Source organism: Nostoc sp. CCY0012, assembly GCF_963920855.1.
GTDB lineage: Bacteria > Cyanobacteriota > Cyanobacteriia > Cyanobacteriales > Nostocaceae > Cyanocohniella.
The window spans coordinates 1-24044 of sequence record NZ_CAWUDM010000064.1; the positions used below are offsets into that span (position 1 = coordinate 1).

The 24044-nt window shown below is 42.7% G+C and carries 20 protein-coding genes and 1 pseudogene; 11 read left to right on the forward strand and 10 right to left on the reverse strand.

The features are described 5' to 3' along the window. Positions 1–150 precede the first annotated feature (150 nt). The 3 genes from ACM0OS_RS18215 to ACM0OS_RS18225 all read left to right on the forward strand — a co-directional run bounded on the left by ACM0OS_RS18215 (position 151) and on the right by ACM0OS_RS18225 (position 4324). Complete coding sequence (locus tag ACM0OS_RS18215; RefSeq protein WP_414544613.1) at positions 151–1785, forward strand: M48 family metalloprotease; 1635 nt, start codon at positions 151–153, stop codon at positions 1783–1785. 73 nt (positions 1786–1858) lie between these two features. Further along, entirely contained in the window at positions 1859–2638 is a 780-nt protein-coding gene (locus ACM0OS_RS18220; RefSeq protein ID WP_414544614.1) for a COP23 domain-containing protein, read from the forward strand. Positions 2639–2995: 357 nt separating this feature from the next. Continuing rightward, positions 2996–4324 carry an IS701 family transposase gene (locus tag ACM0OS_RS18225; protein ID WP_414544615.1) on the forward strand — a complete coding sequence of 443 codons (1329 nt, stop codon included), beginning with the start codon at positions 2996–2998 and terminating at the stop codon, positions 4322–4324. 50 nt (positions 4325–4374) lie between these two features. On the opposite strand, the pseudogene ACM0OS_RS18230 reads toward ACM0OS_RS18225, so the two are convergent. Continuing rightward, positions 4375–4671, reverse strand: a pseudogene (locus tag ACM0OS_RS18230) (response regulator); the annotation flags it as partial. A gap of 130 nt (positions 4672–4801) precedes the next feature. Here ACM0OS_RS18230 and ACM0OS_RS18235 point away from each other — a divergent pair. Together ACM0OS_RS18235 and ACM0OS_RS18240 are read left to right on the forward strand one after the other, a co-directional pair. Next, positions 4802–5482, forward strand: coding sequence for a cobalt transporter (locus tag ACM0OS_RS18235; RefSeq protein WP_414544616.1), 681 nt, complete (start codon positions 4802–4804; stop codon positions 5480–5482). Between the two features lie 5 nt (positions 5483–5487). Further along, complete coding sequence (locus ACM0OS_RS18240; protein WP_414544617.1) at positions 5488–8619, forward strand: efflux RND transporter permease subunit; 3132 nt, start codon at positions 5488–5490, stop codon at positions 8617–8619. Here the strand turns inward: ACM0OS_RS18240 and ACM0OS_RS18245 are convergent. From ACM0OS_RS18245 to ACM0OS_RS18260, 4 genes are all read right to left on the reverse strand, one after another. Next, positions 8616–9146, reverse strand: a complete 531-nt coding sequence (locus ACM0OS_RS18245; RefSeq protein ID WP_414544618.1) for a single-stranded DNA-binding protein — start codon at positions 9144–9146, stop codon at positions 8616–8618. The two genes, ACM0OS_RS18240 and ACM0OS_RS18245, sit on opposite strands and share 4 nt — an antisense overlap. A gap of 241 nt (positions 9147–9387) precedes the next feature. Next, the gene (gene arfB / locus ACM0OS_RS18250) at positions 9388–9801 is read right to left on the reverse strand and encodes an alternative ribosome rescue aminoacyl-tRNA hydrolase ArfB (protein ID WP_414544619.1); all 414 of its coding nucleotides are present in this window, start codon (positions 9799–9801) and stop codon (positions 9388–9390) included. Between the two features lie 81 nt (positions 9802–9882). Next, positions 9883–10227 carry a hypothetical protein gene (locus tag ACM0OS_RS18255; protein WP_414544620.1) on the reverse strand — a complete coding sequence of 115 codons (345 nt, stop codon included), beginning with the start codon at positions 10225–10227 and terminating at the stop codon, positions 9883–9885. Between the two features lie 248 nt (positions 10228–10475). Continuing rightward, positions 10476–11717, reverse strand: a complete 1242-nt coding sequence (locus ACM0OS_RS18260) for an FAD-dependent oxidoreductase (RefSeq protein ID WP_414544621.1) — start codon at positions 11715–11717, stop codon at positions 10476–10478. A gap of 169 nt (positions 11718–11886) precedes the next feature. On the opposite strand from ACM0OS_RS18260, the gene ACM0OS_RS18265 reads away from it, so the two are divergent. Further along, a complete protein-coding gene (locus ACM0OS_RS18265; RefSeq protein ID WP_414544622.1) occupies positions 11887–13200 on the forward strand; it encodes an ABC transporter ATP-binding protein in 1314 nt (437 codons plus the stop codon). A 256-nt stretch (positions 13201–13456) separates the two neighbouring features. Here the strand turns inward: ACM0OS_RS18265 and ACM0OS_RS18270 are convergent, their stop codons facing one another. The 4 genes from ACM0OS_RS18270 to ACM0OS_RS18285 form a co-directional block, all read right to left on the reverse strand. Continuing rightward, positions 13457–14965: an ATP-binding protein gene (locus tag ACM0OS_RS18270; RefSeq protein WP_414544623.1), complete on the reverse strand. Its 1509-nt coding sequence runs from the start codon at positions 14963–14965 to the stop codon at positions 13457–13459. Between the two features lie 23 nt (positions 14966–14988). Then, positions 14989–17241, reverse strand: a complete 2253-nt coding sequence (locus ACM0OS_RS18275) for a PAS domain S-box protein (RefSeq protein WP_414544624.1) — start codon at positions 17239–17241, stop codon at positions 14989–14991. Between the two features lie 285 nt (positions 17242–17526). Continuing rightward, positions 17527–19059 carry a SagB/ThcOx family dehydrogenase gene (locus tag ACM0OS_RS18280; RefSeq protein WP_414544625.1) on the reverse strand — a complete coding sequence of 511 codons (1533 nt, stop codon included), beginning with the start codon at positions 19057–19059 and terminating at the stop codon, positions 17527–17529. A 231-nt stretch (positions 19060–19290) separates the two neighbouring features. Beyond that, complete coding sequence (locus tag ACM0OS_RS18285) at positions 19291–20199, reverse strand: DUF4349 domain-containing protein (protein WP_414544626.1); 909 nt, start codon at positions 20197–20199, stop codon at positions 19291–19293. A gap of 175 nt (positions 20200–20374) precedes the next feature. On the opposite strand from ACM0OS_RS18285, the gene ACM0OS_RS18290 reads away from it, so the two are divergent. Together ACM0OS_RS18290 and ilvC are read left to right on the forward strand one after the other, a co-directional pair. After that, positions 20375–21244 (forward strand): aldo/keto reductase, encoded by an 870-nt coding sequence (locus ACM0OS_RS18290; RefSeq protein ID WP_414544642.1) that lies wholly within the window; start codon positions 20375–20377, stop codon positions 21242–21244. Between the two features lie 80 nt (positions 21245–21324). Beyond that, complete coding sequence (gene ilvC / locus ACM0OS_RS18295; protein ID WP_414544627.1) at positions 21325–22320, forward strand: ketol-acid reductoisomerase; 996 nt, start codon at positions 21325–21327, stop codon at positions 22318–22320. 131 nt (positions 22321–22451) lie between these two features. Here ilvC and psbN read toward each other — a convergent pair whose 3' ends face one another. After that, on the reverse strand, positions 22452–22583 hold the full coding sequence (gene psbN, locus ACM0OS_RS18300) for a photosystem II reaction center protein PsbN (RefSeq protein ID WP_414544628.1): 132 nt from the start codon (positions 22581–22583) through the stop codon (positions 22452–22454). An 85-nt stretch (positions 22584–22668) separates the two neighbouring features. On the opposite strand from psbN, the gene psbH reads away from it, so the two are divergent. The 3 genes from psbH (at position 22669) to pth (ending at position 23992) form a co-directional block, all read left to right on the forward strand. Continuing rightward, a complete protein-coding gene (gene psbH / locus ACM0OS_RS18305) occupies positions 22669–22872 on the forward strand; it encodes a photosystem II reaction center phosphoprotein PsbH (RefSeq protein WP_414544629.1) in 204 nt (67 codons plus the stop codon). 172 nt (positions 22873–23044) lie between these two features. Next, a complete protein-coding gene (locus ACM0OS_RS18310) occupies positions 23045–23317 on the forward strand; it encodes a TatA/E family twin arginine-targeting protein translocase (protein WP_414544630.1) in 273 nt (90 codons plus the stop codon). 33 nt (positions 23318–23350) lie between these two features. Then, on the forward strand, positions 23351–23992 hold the full coding sequence (gene pth / locus ACM0OS_RS18315) for an aminoacyl-tRNA hydrolase (protein WP_414544631.1): 642 nt from the start codon (positions 23351–23353) through the stop codon (positions 23990–23992). The last annotated feature ends 52 nt before the right edge of the window (positions 23993–24044 follow it).

Here is a 24044-nt window from a genome sequence, read left to right on the forward strand (position 1 = left end):
CCCCTTGTCCCCTTATCCCCTTATCCCCTTATCCCCTTATCCCCTTGTCCCGACTGTAATGTCTTTGTAAAACAACAGCGATCGCTCTATCCTGATATGGGTCGTTGCTCCTAAATTAGAAGAGAGCCTTTTGCATAGGTGAAATTCACCATGAAACGAACCAGGAAGTCTTTACTGCTAGCTGTGAACTGGGTGTTGCTGTCACTGGGTACATCACTGTTGATTATCTTGACGCAACCCATAGCGCCTGTTCCCGCACAAGAACCTGCTGCGCCTGTCATTATTGAAACTACCAATACACCCGAAGCTGCACCTCCTGAAACTAGCGAGTCCAGCCAAACAGAAACCAAGACTGAAGAAGTAGAAACGCCACAGTCAGAGTCAGTGACGGAGGAACCGGAGGAAACTACACTCAGTCCCGAAGAAATTGCTCGTCAGCAAACACTCATAGAAGCAGATAAACTTTATCTGGCAGGGAATATTGCAGAAGCAGAAAAACTGTATCGACAGGTAAAGGAACCTTTTAGCAAAACGGTTACCAACCAAGAACGCAAAGCTGCAATCCTTGACCCCGCGCAACTTTCCCCAGGGGGTAAGGTATATTGGCGAGAATCAGAGGCGGGAATTGCCAACAAACTGCAAACCAGAACTATAGTACCTCTGCAATTATTGGTTGATCAGTATCCAGAATTTATCCCTGGTCATATTCGCTTTGCCGAAGTCCTCAAACAATACGATCGCTCTCAAGACGCATTAAATGTTTTAGAGCGTGCAGTTTCGCTGTATCCTAATCAACCTACACTGATTCAAGCTAAAATCAACGCTCTCACTGATGAAAAAAAATGGATGGAAGCGTCTTTGGTGGCACGTCAATTCTCTTTGCTGAATCCCAATGACCCCCAAGCACCTAAGTTCAGTAAATTAGCCGAAGAAAATCTCAACCGTTTTAAATCCCACATTCGCGCCGAGATTCGCGGTAATACCATCACAAACATCATCACAGGTGCCATCGGTTACGCTGTGACTGGTAGCCTGCTAGGCCCATTTTCTGCCCTTGACTCAACTATTATGCTGCTACAAGGGGAAGAAAAAATTGGTGAATCTGTGGCAAATCAGGCAAAAAGACAGTTGAATTTAGTAGAAGACGAAACTGTTACAGCCTACGTGAATGACATCGGGGAAAAACTTGTCAAGGCGGCGGGACGCGAAGAATTTAATTACGAATTCTTTGTCATTCCTCTAGAAGACCTCAACGCCTTTGCTTTACCTGGAGGCAAAATTTTTATTAATGCAGGTGCGATCGCTAAAACCAATTCTGAAGCAGAATTAGCCGGATTACTAGGTCATGAATTAGCCCACACAGTACTATCTCATGGCTTTCAACTAGTTACTCAAGGTAATCTGATTGCTAACGTTACCCAGTATCTACCTTTCGGCGGCACCATCGGTCAACTGTTCTCTCTCAGTTACAGCCGCGATATGGAACGTCAAGCAGATAATTTGGGGACACGCTTGATTGTTGCTAGTGGCTATGCTGCTGACGGCTTGCGTAATTTAATGGTGACATTAGAAAAACAACAAAAAAATATTATTCCTACTTGGTTATCTTCCCATCCAGGTGGTAGCGAACGAGTTAGTTATTTAGAAAATTTGATTTCTCGTGGTGGCTATAACCGCTATAGCTATGAAGGAGTTGAGCGACATCTAGAAGTACAAGCAAAAGTCAAACAGTTAATTAAAGAAAAAAAAGAAAAAGAACAAGAGCAACAAAGACAACGTTCGTGAAGAATCAAAACCACAAAATTATCCGTCACTAAAACTAGCCATTGTTTACTTGATGTTCGCTGGAGAAGAATTCATGTCCTTACAATCCCTCAAGTTTGTATTTTTGAGTAGTCTCAGCTTATCTTTGTTGCTGGGTAATTCTGCTGCTTTTGCCCAATTTGATGACTCGACTTTCGGTGATATTGTCGTCCCCACAATCCCCTCAGATGGTACATCAATACCACCAACTAACCCATCCACAGGTGTCCCCCCGTCAAGTCCTATTAACACTGCCACTCGGTTTAGCTGTCAATTCTACAATGGGCAGTACACCGTAATGTATCAGCCACAAAATATCCCTGGTCAATTCTTTCCTTGGGCAGCCCCTGCGGCCTTGGGTGGTGGTTGGAGTCCTCAAAGACGCTGTGAAGCCATTGCTAGCCGCTTGGAATTATATCGCCCTGATGGTTTACAAGAACTGCAAACGGCTGTAGAAAATAACGAAAATACTGTTTGTGTAACCACCGAGGCTAATGGCTCCTGTCGCATTGTCTTGACAGTACCCCGTGGACAAGACCCCTTTGTTGTTCGCAATAGCGTTTTTCAAAATTTGACCACAGCTGATAGTGGACAGCAAACCATCGCCGTAAATACCTATGGCGATCGCCGGGGCGGAGTCACTGAATTATACAATTTAGGCCGCTCACTTCTAGGTGGCGGCAATAATCGTCCTACTTCATCTCGCAGTGGGATTAATTTGAAACCTTATCTTTCTCCTCAAGATGGTGGTACTTTGCGCGGTAATGCAACTAGCAATAATCAACAGTCTCAACCTCAAGGCCCCGCGCGTCTGAATCCTGGTAATTTCAGATAATTAATGGTTGATTTTTTCCTTAAAAGGTGACAGACAAGGTGGCTCAAGATAAGATATGGCAATAATTTGAGAAAATAAGTGGTAAAAAAGTAGGAGAGAAATTGCCCCCAAGCTTTGCTCTCTACTGACCACTATTGGATCTATGGGATAGAATTATGCACTGATTTAGCTTTGAGATTGATAGCTTTCAAGCCTCACAAACGTCTTTATTGCCAGCGTGTCTTTCAGGCTCTATCCCTTATTCAACAAGCTGTATAGCTATATTGTCACCCGTTAAGTATTATCCCTCTTCTGTCACTTTCCGGGTATTCTAAATAAAAGAATCAAAAGAAAAAACTCTGGAAGGTAAGCAGGGCAATGGATGTAGAATTACAAATCCTAAAGCATTTGGCGAGAGACGCTCACCCAACAGTTGCGCTCGTAGATGAATATTGTGCAGAGTATAAAGACTTATTTAAAGAAGTAAGGAACTATGAGTGCTTCAAATATTTACACATGGGGATAATATCAACTATAAAACGAAAATCGTTACCAGAGATAGCAAAGGTAGTGAGCATAAATTCGGCACAGTCATTACACCATTTTTTAGCAAATTCAGATTGGTCAGTAAATAAATTAAAAGAACGAAGATTAAATAAGTTAAAGAAACAATTAGATGGTCGGGCAATTACATTAGTGATAGATGAAACAGGGGATAGAAAAAAAGGTAAAAAGACTGATTATGTAGCTAGACAATATTTAGGAAGCGTAGGGAAAGTAGATAATGGAATAGTTTCAGTCAATGCTTATGGAGTTTATGCTAATATAACTTTTCCATTGCTCGTCAAAGTATTTAAACCAAAAGGAACATTAAAGAAATCAGATAAATATAAAACTAAAATAGAGCTAGCATCAGAGATAATTACAGAATTAGTGGAATCAGGGTTCAATATTGAATTAGTATTGGCTGATAGTTTATATGGTGAAAGTAGCCAATTTATTAGAAAAATAGCTGAATATAACTTAGGATATGTGGTGTCAATTAGAAATAATCATGGAGTCTGGTTACCAGCAGGGCAAAGCGTTAGGGCAAATAAGTGGTGTAAATTTGAGAGAACATTTAGCAATCAAAAATCAGAGACAAGATATATTAGGGAAATAATTTATGGTAAAAAAAGAGCCACAACTTACTGGGAAATAACTACTGATCCAGAAACCATGCCGGAAAATTCTACCTCCTTCGTGATGACGAATCTGCAAGGTAATCTCAAGAAAATCTTAGGTGACTTATATGGATTAAGAACCTGGGTAGAATATGGGTTTCGACAGTGTAAACAGGAACTAGGCTGGACAGATTACCGTTTCACTGATTTCCAACATATTGAGAGATGGTGGGAAATTATTTTTTGTGTTTACACGATGATTAGTTTAAATTCTCCAGCCTTCTTAGGTTTAAATCAATCTTGTCAATTTGAAACTAAGACACAAGAAAATAAGGATGTTGATGTTTCTAATCATCCACAATGGAACCATGAATCTGGATGGAAGAATACTTTAAATAATCTACGTCTCATTACCCAACCACTTTTACTATTTTGGTTAATTTATCCCTGGTTAAGTATTTTCCCTAATTCACATTTATTATTGGGATTCAATCATTTAATTGCTGCAATGAATCAATTTAAACCCTCTTATGCTTCTGGATGATTTAGCTCCTGAACTACTTGCTTATCTCGGAAAGTGACAGAAGAGGGTTAATCATCAGCCCCCGCATCTAGCCCTGCTACACGATTTTCCGGCTGCCCTAAAGCAGTCAGCATCAGCACTGGTAAAGGATTTTGGTGTAGTCTGAGCTTCTGACATAACTGTAATCCCGACATTTCCGGCAGTAGCCAATCAACAATAGCAACTGTGTAGTCTGTCCACTGGCTTTCCAGGCACAGCCATGCTTCAGTGCCATCTGTCACCCAATCTACAACATATCTTTCGCTAATTAGGACTTGCTTAATTGCCAGTCCCAAATCTGCTTCATCTTCCACCAGTAAAATTCGCATCACTTCAGGGAAATCAACCACGAAGCTCTGATCTTACAAAAACTTTTGCCATTTCACCCGGATTTCATCTACCCTTTGGCAAACTATGGAGAACTTTTGTTTAACCCCGTATTTATTGTGAGGAGTGATTATGAAACCTTTTATGCTAATGAGTTCCATTCTGGCAGCCAGTTTAATTATCAGTGCGCCCACAGTTGTATTTGCTCACGTTGGGCATGGTGATGAATTTCAAGCAACGGGCGGCATTGATCGCGTGAAAGTTAATCCCCAAACTGATCAACTGTTAGGTATTGTTGTCACGCCGATCGCCTCCTCTGCGAATGGTGAATCTGCTGTGATGATTCCGGTGACGGCATTGGTTGATGCTGATGGCAAGCAGCTAGTCTTTGTGCAGTATGAAAATTTTTATGAGCCAGTGGAAGTTACCACCGGTGAGACTAAAGGCGAATTAATCGCTATTACCAAAGGATTGTCAGTTGGCGAAAAACTTGTTACCCAAGGTAGTTTGTCGCTATATGCCGAATCGCGTAAAACTCAAACCGCCGATACAGCAACCAGTCCAGCAGCGAGTGCTACTCCCAACAACCAAACCGCCGATACAGCAACCAGTCCAGTTGCAAGTGCCACTCCTAAAACAGAAGCTGAACATCAACAGGCACACAATCAGGGTACTGCTCATAGCCATAACACCACACAGCAGGCAAGTGGATTGCCGATGGGTATCTTAGCAGGAGTCGGTGGTGGAGTTGTGCTTGTGGGCGGAGCGATCGCTGTTATCGTAGGCAATCGCAAGAACAAGGGAGGCGTTTAATTGAAATGTTAAACTCCATTGTGAATCAGATTCTCAAAACCTCAATTGTCCAGCGTTGGTTTATCGTTATCTGTGCGATTTTAGTAACGGTGTGGGGAGTGTTCACTGTTACTCAGATGCCACTGGACGTGTTTCCTGAATTTGCGCCCCCCCAGGTGGATATTCACACCGAAGCGACTGGACTAGCTCCAGAGGAAGTTGAATCACAAATTACCGTGCCGATTGAAAGTGCGGTGAATGGTTTGCCGGGGGTGACTACGGTGCGTTCTTCCTCCAAAGTCGGACTGTCTATGGTGCAGGTGGTGTTTGACCAGGAAGCCGACATTTATAAAGCTCGGCAATCAGTGACAGAACGACTCCAGCAGGTGACAAATCAGTTACCTGAAGGGGTGCATCCACCGGAAATTTCACCGTTAGCATCGCCATTAGGCACAATTTTACAGTATGCCTTTACTGTGAATGGGCAGGGGGAAACCTCACTGATGGATTTGCGCCGTCTTGTGGATAGCACCCTCAGTAACCAAATTTTGTCTGTGCCGGGAGTCACCCAAGTTACTGTTTACGGTGGGGATGAACGACAGGAACAAGTGTTAGTTGATCCAGAAAAATTGCGATCGCTCAATGTTTCCCTGACCGAAGTGACTAATGCTGCCAGAGGCGCAAATTCTAACGCTCCCGGTGGCTTTTTGATTGGTGGTGGTCAAGAACTGTTAGTGCGGGGGATTGGGCAGGTAACATCAATTGCAGACTTGCAGCAATCTGTGGTGAAGGTGCAAGATGGTAAACCGATTTTGCTCAAAGATGTGGCCCAAGTACAAACGGGTGCGGCACTGAAGCGGGGGGACGCTAGTTTTAATGGTCAGCCGGCTGTGGTGATGATGATTAACAAACAGCCTGATGTCGATACCCCCACGGTGACAAAAGCAGTAGAAGCGGTGCTGCAATCTTTGCAATCAACCTTTCCCCCTGATGTGCAGGTGGCGCGGACGTTCCGGCAGTCTAACTTTATTGATACTGCCATTGCCAATGTCAGCAGTTCCCTAATTCAAGGCATCATCATCGTGTCGGTGATTATGCTGTTATTTCTGATGAATTGGCGTACTGCCGTAATTACTCTGAGTGCAATTCCTCTGTCTCTGTTGATTGGCTTAATGTTCATGAAAGCTTTTGGCTTGGGCATTAACACTATGACCTTGGGCGGTTTAGTCGTAGCCATTGGTTCAGTTGTGGATGACTCAATCGTGGACATGGAGAACTGCTATCGGGGACTGCGAACCAATCAGGCACAGGGCAACCCGAAGCATCCCTTTGAGGTGGTGTATGAAACCTCTGTACAGGTGCGGTTAGCCGTGATTTTTTCCACAGTGATTATCGTAGTCGTTTTTGCACCAATTTTTAGTTTGACGGGCGTTGAAGGCAACATTTTTGCACCGATGGGTTTTGCATATTTGCTTTCCATCTGCGCGTCTACTTTGGTGGCTATGACCCTTTCGCCTGCACTGTGTGCAATTCTGCTGGCAAACCAAACCCTACCGCAAGAAGGTACATTCATTTCCCGTTGGGCAGAACGGTTATATCGTCCATTGTTAAATCTGTCGCTGCGATCGCCTCAAATTATTCTGGGTGTAGCACTTGCAGCTTTGGTTGCTGCTTTTGCGATCGTTCCCTCCCTGGGACGGGTGTTTCTGCCGGAATTTCAGGAGAAATCATTGGTCAATTCAATGGTTTTATTTCCGGGTGTTTCCCTAGATATGACCAATCGGGCTGGGATAGCACTGTCTAGTGCGCTTAAAGATAATCCTTTATATGAGTGGGTGCAAGTACGGGCAGGACGCACGACCGGGGATGCAGATGGGGCGGGAGTGAGTATGGCTCATGTGGACGTAGAATTGAGCGATCGCGCCCTCCAAAACCGGGAAGCCAGTATTAAACAATTGCGGCAAGAGTTCAATAAACTGCCTGGTGTAGCATCTAACATTGGTGGATTTATTTCTCACCGCATGGATGAAGTGCTGTCAGGAGTCAGAAGTGCGATCGCTGTGAAAATCTTTGGCCCAGACTTAACAGAACTGCGAAAGATTGGCGAACAAGTACGAGATGTGATTCAGCCCATTGCTGGGGTTGTAGATTTGCAGCTAGAACCCCAACTACCCATTCGTCAGGTACAAATTCATTATGATCGGGCGGCAGCCGCTAACTATGGATTGAGTATGGAGCAGTTATCCAACGTGGTGGAAACTGCTTTAAATGGTCGTGTAGTATCCCAAGTAGCAGAAAATCAGCAGCTCATTGATATTTCTATCTCTTTGACGGAGAAAGCCCGCAATAGCCTAGATGCCATTCGCGCTATTCCCATCACTACCCCAACTGGGCAAACTATCCAACTGGGTGCGGTTGCGAAAGTAGAGTACGGGATGGGAGCGAATGTTGTAAATCGGGAAGATGTATCACGGCTGATAGTTGTTTCGGCAAACGTGGCCGAGCGCGATTTGGGCAGTGTCGTTGGCGATATTCAGTCCCAAATTCAACAGAAAATCAAACTCCCTAATGGCTACTTCATCCAGTACGGTGGACAGTTTGAATCGGAGCAGCGTGCTACTAATAATCTACTGGTGTTTAGTATCTTGGCAGCGATCGTGATTGCCGTGTTGATGTTCTTCTCCGTTAAATCCCTTTCCGCAACAATCGCCATTATGCTCAATCTGCCTTTGGCTTTGGTGGGTGGTATTATCTCCATTGCCTTGAGTGGAGGTGTGATGTCAATCGCTTCTTTGATTGGATTTATTACCCTATTTGGCGTTGCTGTCCGCAATGGTTTATTGCTAGTAGACAACTACAACAACAAATTTGCTCAGGGAATGCCGCTCAAAGATGTGATTGTCAAGGGTTCCCTAGAACGAGTTAATGCGATTCTGATGACCGCACTTACTTCCGCACTAGGGATGCTGCCATTAGCGATCGCTAGTGGAGCCGGCAATGAAATTCTACAACCCTTGGCAATTGTAGTTTTGGGCGGTTTATTTACTTCTACAGCTTTGACCTTATTGGTCATCCCTGCTCTCTACGCTAAGTTTGGCAAACAGTTGATGCCTAAACTTAATTCCACTTCTAGCTTTTTTAAGCTAACCGACCGTTAAAAAGGAATGTCATCTGGATCGGGTTCTTGTTCTTTTATGGGAGGATAATTGCTGGGCTGAAAAGTTGGAGTTTGGGGTATGGGTTCTGTATTTATCACCTGAGGTACTACACCAACCGTAGTTTTAGCTGGGGTAGGGATGGCGCTTGGTGCATCATAACTTGGAACTTCAACTTGAGGAGACATTGCAGGCGCAGTCACTTCTGATGTAGATGGGCTGAAACTACTGCCTAAAGACTGAATCTGTTGTACTGTCAATTCAGCACGTTTTTCCTTAAAACCTTCTTGACGCTCAACAGTGTGCATTCCTAAGCGACCTGCTAGAATCACGTGATCGCCTTGATGGTAATTTTGTTGAATTTCTGTGGCTAAATTTCCCCAACCTACAACTTTCAACGTCACTAACTGGTCTTCTGCGCGCTGGGAGTTGGAAAACTGCACCAGCATTTCTGTCACCGCTAAGTTATCGGCTGTGTAGCGTAATTGCGGTTCTTGAATGATTTCCGCCATTAAAACGCAGCTGTTCATGAAATCCTCCTAACTGGAAACTAAAGTAGTTCTTATTCCCTAAATTTTTTTATATGCCCGAATTAATTTCTTACATACACTTTTAGCGTTGAGTCTTTTTTAGCATAAAAGCCAAGCGATAGTTTTGAACAGCACTAGGGATGCCATTCGCTACATTCGCCTGACTAAAACGAGCATTAAATTCTGCATGAGTAGTATAATTGTACCACCTAGTAGCAGAAATCTAGTAACAGAAATAAATTCAATCAATTACCTGCCTTCTGGTGGATTTAATCTGTCCTCGCTTAGTTTTACTGTCAAGACGTTTTTTTTGAGAACTGCGAGTTGGTTTGGTGGATTTGCGTTTTCTCTTGAGTACGACTACGCTTTTAACAATTTCTTGCAGTCGTTGCAAAGCCTCCTGGCGGTTTTGCTCCTGGCTACGGTATTCTTGGGCCTTAATAACAATGACTCCTTCCTGGGTAATGCGTCGGTCATTTAACTTCAACAGTTGCTCTTTATAGAAAGCTGGTAATGATGAAGTTTCAATATCAAAGCGTAAGTGAATAGCAGTAGCAACCTTGTTGACATTTTGACCACCTGCACCTTGAGAGCGAATCGCGCTCATGTCGATTTCGCTATCGGGGATGATAATTTTATGAGAAATTTGCAGCATAACTTATATATAACTTTATCCGTGCAATCGCTACAGCTAGTATCAATAAACAATGGGTAGATTGCCTGATAATCTTTTGTTTTAGGCTGTTTCATCCGTCAATTTAAAGCCCCAAGGCTTCAGAGCCGCCATCCCTAGTTCCCTATCTACACCTTCATAAAGCTCCCATTCAGCCGGGTGATCTTTAGGATGTCCGTCGCCTACATTACCTGCAACTTTGATTACCAGAACGCCCGCCAAGCGATGGCGCTCCAGACTTTTTGGCAGAGCTAGTTTGAGTTTGTGACCGACAAACTTCGATGCACTTGAATTAGCTACAGATTCACGAATTAAACAGATATCACCTGCCATCCCCCAAGTAGTTTGGTAGATGTGGAGAAACGATATGTAAATGTCTGGTTTGATGGCTCTTTTGAGAACTTGCACTATCTGTAATCCTTATAAGGTTGTTCTTGGTTCCAGAATTTTAAGCAAAAATAGCAGGAAACAGGGTTGAAAGTCTTTTGGTGTCTAGGTTTTCTGATAAATTGATGTCCTTACCTTTACTTTAACTGCTATGCTATCTCTGTTTCATTCCTGATATTTCTAACTCTAAAGGATCGCGCAGCGCCCGTTGCGTAGCATCTCCAACAGGATCAGGCTTGAGGAGTGTAGACATCACCTCTTGATTTTTTTTATTTGTCAGTCTCTTGGACGTGAACCGGAAAAACCCCCAAGGCAATTAACCGTGCTGGGAGGTCGCGTAAAATGGGTAAGCGTAACAAAAGTGGTATCTGAAAGGTTTTCTGGGATGTGAGAATCGGGGCAAATATGCGTTTTTGGATCAAGGTTTGGAATCCTTGAATAATGCGTGTGGGTAACTCCCGTTGGCGCTGTACTTTTGCTAAATCACTTAGTTCTACAGATTTATTTTGCAGTGGTTGGCTTAAGATATTTGCAGCCACAACAGCATCTTGAATGGCATAGTTAATGCCCACTCCGCCCACAGGAGACATCACATGAGCAGCATCTCCAATGAGTAATAATCCCGGACGATACCAACGTTTGACGCGGCTAGATTCCACCGAAAGAAAGAAAACCTGTAACCAATCTTGTAAATAATCTATGCGGTTACTGAAATTGGGTACAACTTCCACAACGGATTTTTTCAACGCCTCCAAGCCAGCCTCCCGAATCTGCTGATAACCGCCTTTGGGAATCCCATAAGCAATTTGCCATTCATCTCCACGGTCAAGCATAGCCACAATGCGTCCTGGCGCAAAGTTACCAATTCCCCCTTGGGGATCTTCTGGCTGATGGGGTAAACGGAACCACAGGACATCCATTGGTGGTGATGTACCAATTGACTCGAAATTACCTTGTTGTCTCAGACGTGAGTGGCGACCATCTGCACCCACTGTCAGTATTGCCCGGATTTCATGCCAGCCACCGCCTCCGCGATAGCGGACACCCTGAATTACGCCATTTTCCTCAATTAATTCCTGGACATTTGCACCCATCACTAACTGAAAAGTGGCATATTTTTGGGCTTCTTGGGTGATGAACTCGAGGAATTTCACCTGAGGCATCATTGTGATGTAGGGATAGCGGGTTTTGAGATGACTAAAATCTGCTAAGGTGACGGTATCATCAGGAGTACGAATTTTCACCTGGTGCATCTTAGCATGGGGTAATTGTAGTAGGCGATCGCTTAACCCTAATTCCTCCATAATTTCCATGACTGACGAATGAATTGTGTCTCCCCGAAAGTCACGATCAAAATCTTTATGTGCTTCCAACAAAATCACAGAAACACCTTGACGTGCCAATAACAGAGCCAATACAGCCCCGGCCGGCCCACCGCCAACAATGCAACAATCTGTGGTTTGTACGTCTAAAATTTCATGGGCAGGATTTTCAATTACATGGGTAGTCATACCACACCTGCTGATACTCCATATATTTAGGATAATGGGCTTTTTCTGGTAGGGTCTATTTTTTTTACTTTTCGTAGTCGCAGGTAACATATATCATGAGCGCTGAATTTTCTGCTTTGCGGAATCAGCTATTGTTAACTACTAACTATTACCGTTACCCCAAATACCCGTGGCGCAAGTTGTTTTAGAAAATGTTTATAAAAGTTTTCCCCAGCGTAGAGGGGAAGGTGTAGCCTCACAAATTGCTACCAGTAATGGGCAAAAAAACGTCACACCACAAGAAGCACCAGAAACTATTAATGTTTTGCGACGAATTAATTTAACCATTGCAGATGGTGAATTTATGGTGCTGGTGGGCCCTTCTGGTTGTGGCAAAAGTACCTTACTACGGCTAATTGCTGGGTTAGAGGCGATGACAGGAGGCAACATTTGGGTAGGCGATCGCTTAATTAATGACCTCCCGCCCAAAGAACGGGACATTGCAATGGTGTTTCAAAATTATGCCCTTTATCCGCATATGACGGTGTATGACAACATCGCCTTTGGACTACGGCGGAGGGGGGGAGAAGCAGGGGTGCAGGGTGCAGAGCGCAGGGGGGAAAATCAGCATTCATCACTTCCTCATTGGGTAGAACATTCCCTAGTGGGAGTTACGAGGCAGTTACCTAAAGGACTGCGTTATGTTTCTGACAAAGAACGACAGGTAGATCAACAGGTGCGAAATGTGGCTCATTTGTTGCAAATGGAAACTCTGCTGAATCGCTTACCCAAACAGCTATCGGGAGGACAAAGACAACGAGTGGCATTAGGCAGAGCGATCGCCCGCAATCCCCAAGTATTTTTAATGGATGAGCCGCTATCTAACCTAGATGCCAAACTACGGGCGGAAACCCGCGCCCAAATTGTTAAATTGCAACGTCAACTAGGAACAACCACGATTTATGTCACCCACGACCAAACCGAAGCAATGACAATGGGCGATCGCATTGCCATTATGAATCAAGGTCAGATTCAACAAGTTGCCTCGCCATTAGAACTTTATAACCGCCCTACTAACCGTTTTGTTGCCGAATTTATTGGTTCACCACCGATGAATTTTATTCCTGTACAATTTCACGCCCCGTTATTAATTACCCATGCCAATTTTCGTTTCACCCTTCCAGAAACTTGGGGTGCAGCCCTGAGAAAATATGATGGACAAACTATATTATTAGGCATTCGCCCAGAACATTTAATTTTGAGTGTACCTGCAACTAAAAATCTGCCTGTAAAAGTAGATTTAGTAGAAAATCTAGGTAACGATTCCTTTTTATCTGTGAGAATTTCCGAACCCGAATCTTCAATTAACCCTACAGACAAATATCTCCAAGTACGAGTCCCACCAGATCGATTAGTACGTGTTGGTGAGCAATTATGGTTATCGCTAAATCCAGAAAAAATTCACTTTTTTGATCCTAATACTGAGTTAGCCATCTTTATGTAGGGGATAAGAGGCAATGGGGTATTAGAGACTTCCAGAAATTAAATTATGCCAATTTTGATAACGAAGACGATAAGCAGATTCTTTCTCCCCCAGCCTCCCCCTGCTTCAAAAGTGATGTTTGGGACTTCCAGAAATTAAATTATCCAATTTACTGGGATGCAAGGTTGTCTTTCTCCCCCCTGCTCCCTGCTCCCCTGCTCCCCTGCTTACCCAGTGATTGGACATTTATTTAGTTTGAAGTCCCTTTGTCAGTCCCTTACGCCCCATCTCCCTCATAATTGAGTGGCAAAATTACTGTAAATTTCGTGCCTACACCAACTTGACTAGTAACATTGATGGTACCGTGATGAGCTTCAACACATCTTTTAACAATTACTAATCCTAACCCTGTACCCTGAATAGATTGGACATTAGAAGCTCGATAAAATGATTCAAATAATCGAGTCTGGTCTAATTCAGGAATACCAATTCCTTTATCACTAATTTGAAATATGGCTGCCTCATTAATAGCATCATAGGTTAAATCAACCTGAATATTTTCACCTGGTGGAGAATATTTAACCGCATTAGAAAGCAAATTAATAAATATGTATTGTAAAAGTCGTTCATCGATCCAAGCCTCTGAGCATTCATTATGACAGTTAAAAATCACTTGATGCCCACCACTAGCAACAGCAGAAAATTCGGCAATTATTTCTCTACATACTTGCTGTAAATTTAAATAGGTCGGGTTAAATTCTATTTTTCCTACATCAGATTTCCCCATAAAGAGGACATCTTCCATTAATTCTTTCATGGATTTTACTGCACCTTTAATTCGTCGTAAGTAGGTGCTTTTTTTAGTTTCTGTTAAATTATTTCCTTGCAGTTCTATTAATTCTACTGCTGTTTGAATCACCGTTAGGGGATTACGAAATTCATGAGAAACTGTCGAGATAAATAAAGATTTGAGATTATTGAGTTCTCGTTCCTTATTCAAAGATTGCTCTAGTAACTCTGCTTGCCGGCGTTCGCTAAGATCCCAAAAAACGACTACTACACCATCGATCTCGTTTGAGCTTCGCATTATAGGGGAAGCACTATCCCCAATGGGTACTCTGGTACCATGTCTGGTAACTAAAGATGTAAATTCTTTTAAATATACAACCTTTTGCTCTCGCAGCACTTTGAGTACTGGGTTTTCTAGTGCAGCTTCTGTCACTTCATCGACAATATTAAAAATTCGTGATATGTCGTGTCCCAAAGCATCTAGTTGTCGCCAGCCAGTTAATAGTTCAGCCGCAGGGTTCATAAATGTCACCTTTGCTTGCTCATTGGTGGCAATTACCGCATCACTCATAGAATTTAACAGTGTGGCTAACCGGTCACGATTTTCCCGCAAATCGCTTTCTAGTTTGTGTTTTAATAAACCGATTTCTACAGCTATTCTTAAATCTTTAGAAGTAAATGGTTTGACAACATATCCAAATGGTTGAGTGAGTTTAGCACGTTGTAAAGTATCATCATCACCATAAGCTGTCAGAAAAATTACGGGAATACCTAACTGCTCACGAATATAAGAAGCCGCGGCGATACCATCCATATCACCTTTGAGGATAATATCCATTAAAACCAGTTCTGGTTTTGTTTCCCATGCTTTGGAAATCGCTACTTTTCCCGAAGAAGCTGTACCCGTAACCATGTATCCTAACTGATTAAGTTGGCTAGCAATAGTTCTAGCCACAATCACTTCATCTTCAACAACTAATATTTTCACTTGACCCATTGGAAATTTGTTTGATGCAAAATTTAAGTTAACTGGGGAAATTGGATTGTGAATACTGTGCCATGATGACGTTTTACAGTAATGTTGCCTTCTAGTTGTTCTATCGCCAAGTCATGAACTAAAGATAAGCCCAACGTATCAGTGTTACTAAAGTCTAAATTCTCTGGTAAACCTACGCCATTATCGCTAATAGACATTTCAATAACATGGCCAACATTGTGTAATTTAATAATTATTTTACCCGTTTGTTGCTGAGAAAAAGCATATTTGAGGGCGTTGGAGATTAATTCGTTGATGATCAGTCCACAAGCAATAGCTTGATCAACATTTAAACTAATGGCATCTATGCGAGTTTCTAGCTCAATTCTTCCAGGTACTATCTGATAAGAAATTAGGATACTAGTTGCTAAATTTTCTATATAGTCAGCAACATCGAGTTGCCCAATGTTAGGTGAAGTATATAAGTTTTTGTGAATTAAAGATATTGAGTCAATTCGATTTTGGCTGTCTCGAAAAACTTTGATAATTTCTGCATCTTTGAGTGTTTGCGACTGGAGTTGTAACAAACTTGATACAATTTGTAAATTATTCTTAACTCGATGATGAATTTCTTTTAGTAAAACTTCTTTTTCTAGCAAGGCACTTCTTAAGTGCATTTCTGCTTTTTGTCGTTCAGCCAGTTCATTTTGAGCTTGCTGGTAGATGCTAGATTGTTGAATGGCGATCGCAATTTGCACTGTTAGTTGATCGAGCAAATCCAACTGATTTTCTTCCCATTGGCGGGGACTAGAACACTGATGTGCTACGAGTAAACCCCACAAGCCAGAACCAACGTTGTCTCCACCCACTTCTAGGAGAATTGGCACCACTAAATTAGCTTTAACTTCAAAGCGTTCTAGCAACTGTAAATGACAATTAGTCAGCCCAGCTTCATAAACATTGGCGATCGCCCGCTTACGTCCATGATGATACTCTGCCCCGGCACCTGTTTGAAAACAGTTATCCTCAATTGTTTTACCCAAAGCCACTGTCCAGCCGGTTACTACCGATTCCGCGACAACTGTACCACTCATATCTGGGGCAAACTGATAAACTACAACTCGATCCACCTCCAGCAAATCTCTTACTTCTCTGACAGTGGCATTGAGAATCTCTTGTAAATTTAAAGATTGGCGGATTCGTTGAGCAACAGTTCGCATTAATTGTTCTCGTTCAGCTTGAGCCTTAAGTACTATTTCAGTTTGTTTGCGGACTGTGATATCTTGCCCTATGCCGATAATTTGCCCATTGTCAAGATTTATATTAGTCCAAGAAGTATCAATAACCCGACCATCCCGGACTTGAGTTTTAAAGTCACTCCAAGTACGTTCTGCGGATTGAACAAAATCGATGACATATTGACGATCTTCAGGATCAGGATATAACTCAAAAAGAATATCGCGGTTTTGGCAATCTTGCAGTTGCCAACCCAGGGTATTTTCCCATTCTTGGTTCACCCACTGGAGCTTACCATCAGCATTGATTAATGCAATCATCAATGGGATACGAGCAAAAATGCTTTGCAAAAACTCATTTTGTTCTTGGAGTTGGGTTTCAGCATTTTTATGTGTAGTAATATCCGATAATACAGTTAATATAGCCGATTCGCCGTTAAAAGTTAAAGACTGACGCGAAGCGATCGCCCAGAAAGACGTTCCATCTGCTCTTTGGAGTAACAGTTCATTACTTTGCCGCGAATCATGTTGGCTAAAGGCTTCTAAAAGTGGTGTTAATTCGGATTTTTCTGCTTTTAAATCTACAATTAATTGTTTAACTAAATCGTCTTGAGAAAATCGAAAAGTTTGGATAAATTCTGGGTTAGCATATAAAATTGATCCATCAGATAAGCGATAAATCATTAATGGCACCGGGAGAGATTCAGCAATTGCTCGAAATTGCACTTCACTGGCCGGAAAATCACTTATTGATTTAACATCAATTAATAGAGCATCGCATTCAGCATACTCCATTGCATAAGCAGTAGCTTTAATATAAATAGTATTCTGATTTTTTAACTTAACAGACAATTCCAATTCAGTTTTTTTTTGAGATAAAGTTTCTAAAAAAATGACATTTTCCAGAGGATGAATATCAGTAATTTGCATTTGTAAGAACTCTGCTTGAGAATATCCAAATTCCTTAATAGCAGAGGCATTAATATCTAAAAATTTTCTAGTTTTGCGGTCATATATCCACATAGGATGCGGATGATCATCAAAAATAAAACTAAAATTCATAATTTTTAAATTTGCTTAAAAAATATTTTAAAAGTAGGGAAGCGGGGCAAGAAGGGACATGAATTAAATAACATGCAAGTCTAGTTTTTGACCTCACCCCGTCTTTGACTTGCGTCAAAGTCTCCCCTCTCCTTACCAAGGAGAGGGGTTGGGGGTGAGGTTCTGTATTTTATTAAATCTACATTCCTAAGGCAGATTTTTCCCATCCCCATTGCCTCCTGCTCCCGTACCCTTCGGGAAGCTACGCTAACGGCTGACGCTCACGGCGAAGCCTGCCCCCTGCCCTTATCTTGGTCTTCCCAGTGTTGTGACGTAGACAACAGCCTCATCAGCAGGGATACCCAAAATTTCATTAACTTGGTCATCAAAGAAACCACCAATACCGCTGACACCGACACCCAGATTAGTTGCGGCTAAGTTCAATCTTTGCCCCAAATGTCCGGCATCCATATGTAAGTAACGGTAAACGCGATCGCCATATTGTGCGATCGCTGATTTTAAATCGGCTGTATGAAATAGTACAGCTGCGGCATCTCGCCCTAAATCTTGCCCCAAGCAGAGAAAATGTAACTCCCGCCGGAAATTTTTAAACCTAATTTGTCGTAGTTCTTGGGCTTTGGGTGCGTAATAGTAACAGCCTGACTCCAAACCTGTCACCCCACTAACGGCAATAAAGGTTTCAATTAAGTTGAGGTCAAAGTAATCTGGAGAATTGTCTAAACTTTGGTCGATGTAATTTTGTGGTTGATAGGTGAAATCAAGTAAGCTTTTGAGTTCGTCGAAGCTTAAATCTTCGCCACTGTACGCGCGGGTGGAACGTCGCTTATACATAGTGAGTTCCAAGTCCGATAGTTTTTCTCCCCAGTTAATCGGTGTGGTAGCGGTGGGAATTTTCAGACAGAAAGGAAAGTTGTATTTATCTTCCAGCGATTTTTCTTGTTTGACAACCGGTAAATTCAGTTTACCCGTGACACCTGCTTGAATTTGGGTGTGGCGATGAAAATATTTCAGCAGTTCGCCATCAGGTATGGGCGGATAATTGGTTTCGGTACTAGAAGGTAAAGCTGTGCATCCCAGTGGTAAATTTTGTTGAATATCTAATAAGTCTGCCAGAGGTAAGACAGCGATCGCGCCTTCTTGTTGCGGATCGATATACAGTAGATCATTGACAGCTTCATCTACAAAACCGCCAATCAAGTGTGGACGATAATCATTAACCGCCGCAGCTAGCTCGATATTGCCCAAGAGATGCCCCGCATCTAGAAAAATTCGACGGTAAGCCCGATCTTCATATCGCCATGCTGAACGATAAAAAACGCCGGTAATGACAATTGCCAATTGGGTACTTTCCAAAACAGGATGCCAGAAACAAGCTTCCTGCAAAGATTGCCAAACGTCACTTTCCCAATAATGCATCAGAGAGTGAGTCCGACATTGGTAGTTATACAATCCTGGTGGTAATAATGGTGTGCCACGGGAAACTACATATACTTCAGCCGGATACAATCCCCCAGCACTAGGGGCGGCGCGTAAATATACCGCACTTCCCATAGAAGGCATTCTCGCTGTCAGTCCATAGCTACGAAACAGTAACCGCGAAAGTCTTTGCCACCATTGAGCATCCGGGTTATTCGCAAATGTCTCTAGTGTTTCTTGGATGTAGGGTTTGAGATCTAAAGTTGAGCCAATCTTGTACTCTTTAAAGGGTACTGGCTGTTTAGCCCAGTCTAATCCTTGAGTTTTGGAGGCCAGGGTTTCTGGATCGTATTTAGTCCGTTCGTGATAGTGCTGGGCAATGGATTGGTGTATTTCTGGCATAGTAATTTAAATACTCTTAGGGCATCCTCCTTTTGATCTTGGCATCCATCAGCCTTTTTGTTTCGTGTTAATTAGTACAAACTTTAGACACACAATGTGGTTTTTGTTGGTTTATGGTGATCTTTGGTAAATAATTGACTATAAATTGAGATGAATGTTGACCAACTCGGAAATATTGGGTCTTAATTTAAATTTAAAAGAATAGAGAAATTTCCCTATTCCCTGCTACAGCTATTCAGATTGGGCTGATTCTGGAGTTTGTGTTCGCCGCCAACGCATCCAGCCATAAATACCAGCAGCCACAATTAACCATAAGGGACTGTAAACCAAGAACCAAATACCCAATTTAAGTAAGCTCACAGTAAACAAACCTAAAGAGTTGGTAGATTGATTCCACGTTTCCTGAATTTGGGAACCCAAGGCTGGTTGTGGACTAGTACTAGATACGGCTGCTTCTAGGTTTAGGGTAATGGTGGAGTAGGCAACTTGATTTTGTAAGCTTTTCAATTGGGCATCAATTTGTTCTATAGATTGTCGGACGTTACTTAGTTCTTGAGAAACACTTAGCACATCTTTGATAGAACCAGACCGATCCATAATTTTTTGTAAATTAGCCTCTGTTTGCCTAAAGTTGGTTAATCTAGCTTGGAAATCTACCAGGCGATCGCCTACATCTTCTGCTGTAATATTACGATTATTAACTGCGCCTAATTTAGCTAATTCTTTTAAGGTTGTTTCTAGTGAATTTTGCGGTACTCGCAGCGTCATAGATGCAACATGACGGGCATTTTCCTGTGTGGGTTGACGTTCATTTAACCCAATTAAATCCCCTTGGTTTTGATTAATAATTTGGGAAACAGCATCAATACTCTGACTCACGGAGTCCACAATCACAGTCATGGCTGCCTTTTTAATCAATTGAGGACGCCCACGAGACGGTATAGGTGCAGTTTCCGCCTGTGGCGAGGGCATACTTTCACTCATCGCAGCTGCTGGTGCTTCATTAGCCAGGCGATCGCTTTGGGATAATTCTTGATTTAATGATGGTTGTACAGCAGCACAACTGGTAAATATTACCCCTCCTAAGAAGGCGCTGACAACTAAGACCGATTTTCTTGGTAATCGCATTGATTTCTGCATAATCTACCCCCAGATAGATGAAGTTAATCTCAGTATCGCGGAGGTCTAACTTAAATTTGTGATTGTTGCCATTTATGTAACAAAAGCGCTATCAAACCTGGCCAAAGACGAATTGTCAAAACCCCTGTGACCCGCTAATAAATAAGTAATGGTGCTGCAAACTAAAGCGAGAAGCATGGAAACCAAACAACTAGGAAACACAGGTGTATCTGTCAGTGCAATTGGCTTGGGTGGGATGCCGATGTCAATTTATGACCGCCCGCCGGAATCGCAATCCATCTCAGGAATTCACCGGGCTTTAGCTCTAGGAATTACATTTATTGATACTGCTGATTCTTACTGCAAAGATGAGTCAGATAAGCACCATAACGAACGCCTAATTCACAAAGCAATTGCCAGTTACAAAGGTGATGTCAGCCAAGTGATTGTAGCCACCAAAGGCGGTTTAATGCGTCCTGATGGTAGCTGGACACGCAACGGGAACCCAGAACATTTGCGGCAAACAATTCGTGAAAGTTTTGCGGCTTTGGGTGGTGAAAAACCCATTGATCTTTGGCAATACCATTCCCCAGATACCGATTACACTATTAAAGAATCTTTGACACCAGCCAAGGAAGCCGTAGCAGAGGGTTTGATTCGGTTTGTGGGAGTTTCTAACTTTTCCGTCGAACAAATCAAGCAAGCACAAGATGTAGTTGACATTGTATCTGTGCAAAACCAATACAGCCCTTGGGAACGACAACCAGAAATAGACGGCGTATTGCAATATTGTGAACAAGAAAAATTAACCTTTTTACCGTGGAGTCCCTTTGGTGGAATGCGTCGCCATCAAAGCTTGCCAGATATTCAGGCGATCGCTCAATTAGCTCAAGAAAAAGGCGTATCGTTATACTGTATCGTCTTGGCATGGTTGCGTTCCAAGTCGCCTTGTATTTTACCCATTCCTGGTGCTAGCAAAAGCTCCAGTATCGAAGACTCAGTACGTGCTGTTGATGTTAAACTATCGCCGGCCGAAGTGCAAAAAATTGACCAGGCAACTTCTTGATACTCTCCACACCTTACCCTTTTAAGGTAAAATCAAAAGCCTGCTAATTTAATGACGATGCTTGCTGACAGGAGATGCATATGGCCCGGATGTATTATGACGAAGATGCCAATTTAGACCTTTTGGCTGGAAAAACTATTGCCATTATTGGCTATGGTTCCCAAGGTCATGCCCACGCCCTTAATCTTAAAGATAGTGGTTTGAATGTGATTGTGGGACTGTATCCGGGTAGCAAGTCAGCAGGAAAAGCTGAAGCCGCTGGGTTAACTGTTAAAAGTGTTGCCGATGCAGCTAAGGCTGCCGATTTCATCATGATTTTATTACCTGATGAAGTCCAAAAAGCAGTTTACAAACATGAAATTGAACCAAATCTGCAAGAAGGTAACGTATTAGCTTTTGCCCACGGGTTTAATATTCACTTTGGGCAAGTCGTACCACCAGATAACGTAGACGTGGTGATGGTAGCACCCAAAGGGCCAGGACACTTAGTGCGCCGGACTTATGAACAAGGGCAAGGCGTACCAGCATTGTTTGCAGTTTATCAAGATGCCACGGGAAAAGCACGCGATCGCGCCATGGCATACGCTAGAGGTATCGGTGGTACCCGTGCCGGCATTCTAGAAACCAGTTTCCGCGAAGAAACCGAAACTGATTTGTTTGGCGAACAAGCTGTATTATGCGGTGGTTTAAGTGCCTTAATTAAAGCTGGATTTGAAACCTTAGTTGAAGCAGGTTATCAACCAGAATTAGCTTATTTTGAATGTCTCCACGAAGTCAAATTAATTGTTGACTTAGTTGTCGAAGGTGGTTTAGCTACCATGCGTGACAGCATTTCCAATACTGCTGAATATGGTGACTACACCCGTGGACCTCGCATCGTCAACGACACAACCAAAGCTGAAATGCGGAAAATTCTCAGCGAAATTCAATCTGGTCAATTTGCCAGGGAGTTCGTTTTAGAAAATCAATCTGGTAAACCAGGCTTTACCGCTATGCGTCGCCAAGAAGCCGAACATCCCATTGAAGAAGTCGGCAAAGATTTACGGGCTATGTTTAGCTGGTTGAAGAAAGTTTAGGGACTGGGGAAAGAGGCAGGGGGGCAGGGGGCAGGGAGCAGGGGGGAAATATTTTCGGTGAGTACCAACATCTTTGTTTTTATCTCCCTCATTTCCCTACTCCCTATTCCCTACTCCCTACTCCCCCATCTTTAATCTTCGTGGTCTTCAAAAGGGTCAGCTAATTGCTTACTTGGGGGGCCAAAGGAAGTGTAAATTGCAAAACCAGTGATGCCAACTAAGGCGACAGCGACGGAAATACTAAGAACTATTGCGGGTTCCATAAATTAGGAATAAATTATGAGTGCTATTCTTATAGAATATTACAGAAGATTAAAAAAAGCTTTGGCAACTGATCTTAGGTGAACTATGGCACAACGGACTAGGTTGGGAGATATCCTCAAACCACTAAATTCTGAGTATGGTAAAGTTGCTCCTGGTTGGGGTACAACCCCTGTAATGGGCGTTTTTATGGCTCTATTTTTTGTATTTCTGCTAATTATCCTGCAAGTTTACAATAAGTCACTGTTGATTCAGGATGTATTGGTTGATTGGCAGAGTTTAGGCGGCTAACTGAATACATAGCATTGTAGCTTGCGTAATCAGCGAACCTATGCCCGGCTTGTCCGGGTTTTTTTCTGCGTTTTATACTAAAGAAGGCTAGTCCTAGATTAAGTAAGCATGGTATAGATGAGGTAAGTGTCCCTGGCTTTACCTACATTTTGTCTTTATTAGGAGCAACCACATGAATATATTTGGTATCGGTCTGCCAGAAATGGGTCTGATTATGATAGTGGCGCTGTTAATTTTTGGCCCCAAGAAGTTGCCAGAAATTGGTCGTAGTGTTGGTAAAGCAATTCGTGGTTTTCAAGAAGCTTCTAATGAATTTCAAAGCGAATTTAAACGGGAAGCTGAACAAATAGAACAGGTGATGAAAACTTCTGCGGAAATCGAACCCAAGCAAATCGAAGCAGCCAACTCTGAGCAGGATACTGCTGGTTCTTCCCCAGTTACTTAGGGAAGTGCTGCGAATTGATTGATTGTGGACAAAATGACAGAAGCTGTAACGAAACCATCTCTGGTGATTCCTCAACTAATTGTCGGGTTGGGGAACCCAGAACCCAAATATGACCAAACTCGCCATAATATTGGCTTTGCTGCTGTAGATGCACTTGCTCGCGCATGGAAAATTCCTGTGGCGGAGAATCGCAAGTTTCAAGGGGAATACGGTGAAGGAATGGCGCTAGGTGGAGGTAAAATCCGCTTGCTGAAGCCATTGACTTATATGAATCGCTCTGGACAGTCAATACAAGCGGTGACTAGCTGGTATAAATTGCCCCCTGAGTCGGTATTGATCATTTATGATGATATGGATTTGCCCTTGGGAAAGACTCGCCTGCGTTTGTCTGGTTCTGCTGGGGGACATAATGGGATGAAGAGTGCGATCGCTCATCTTAGCACCCAAAACTTCCCGCGTTTACGCATCGGCATTGGTAAACCCAAAAATAACAGTGATAGCGATAATTCTGAGTCTATCTCTCATGTTTTAGGAAGATTTTCGGCGACGGAAACACAATTAATGTCTTTGGTACTTCAATTTGTTGTTGAGTGCGTAGAATTTAGCCTCAAACAAGGAGTAGAAAAGGCGATGAATCGTTGTAATAGCCGCACTGTTGAGCTTTCTCAACCTTGATTACTTGTAGGGTAGGCCAAATGCCTCCCTAGTCAAAAATCCCGTTGCTTTC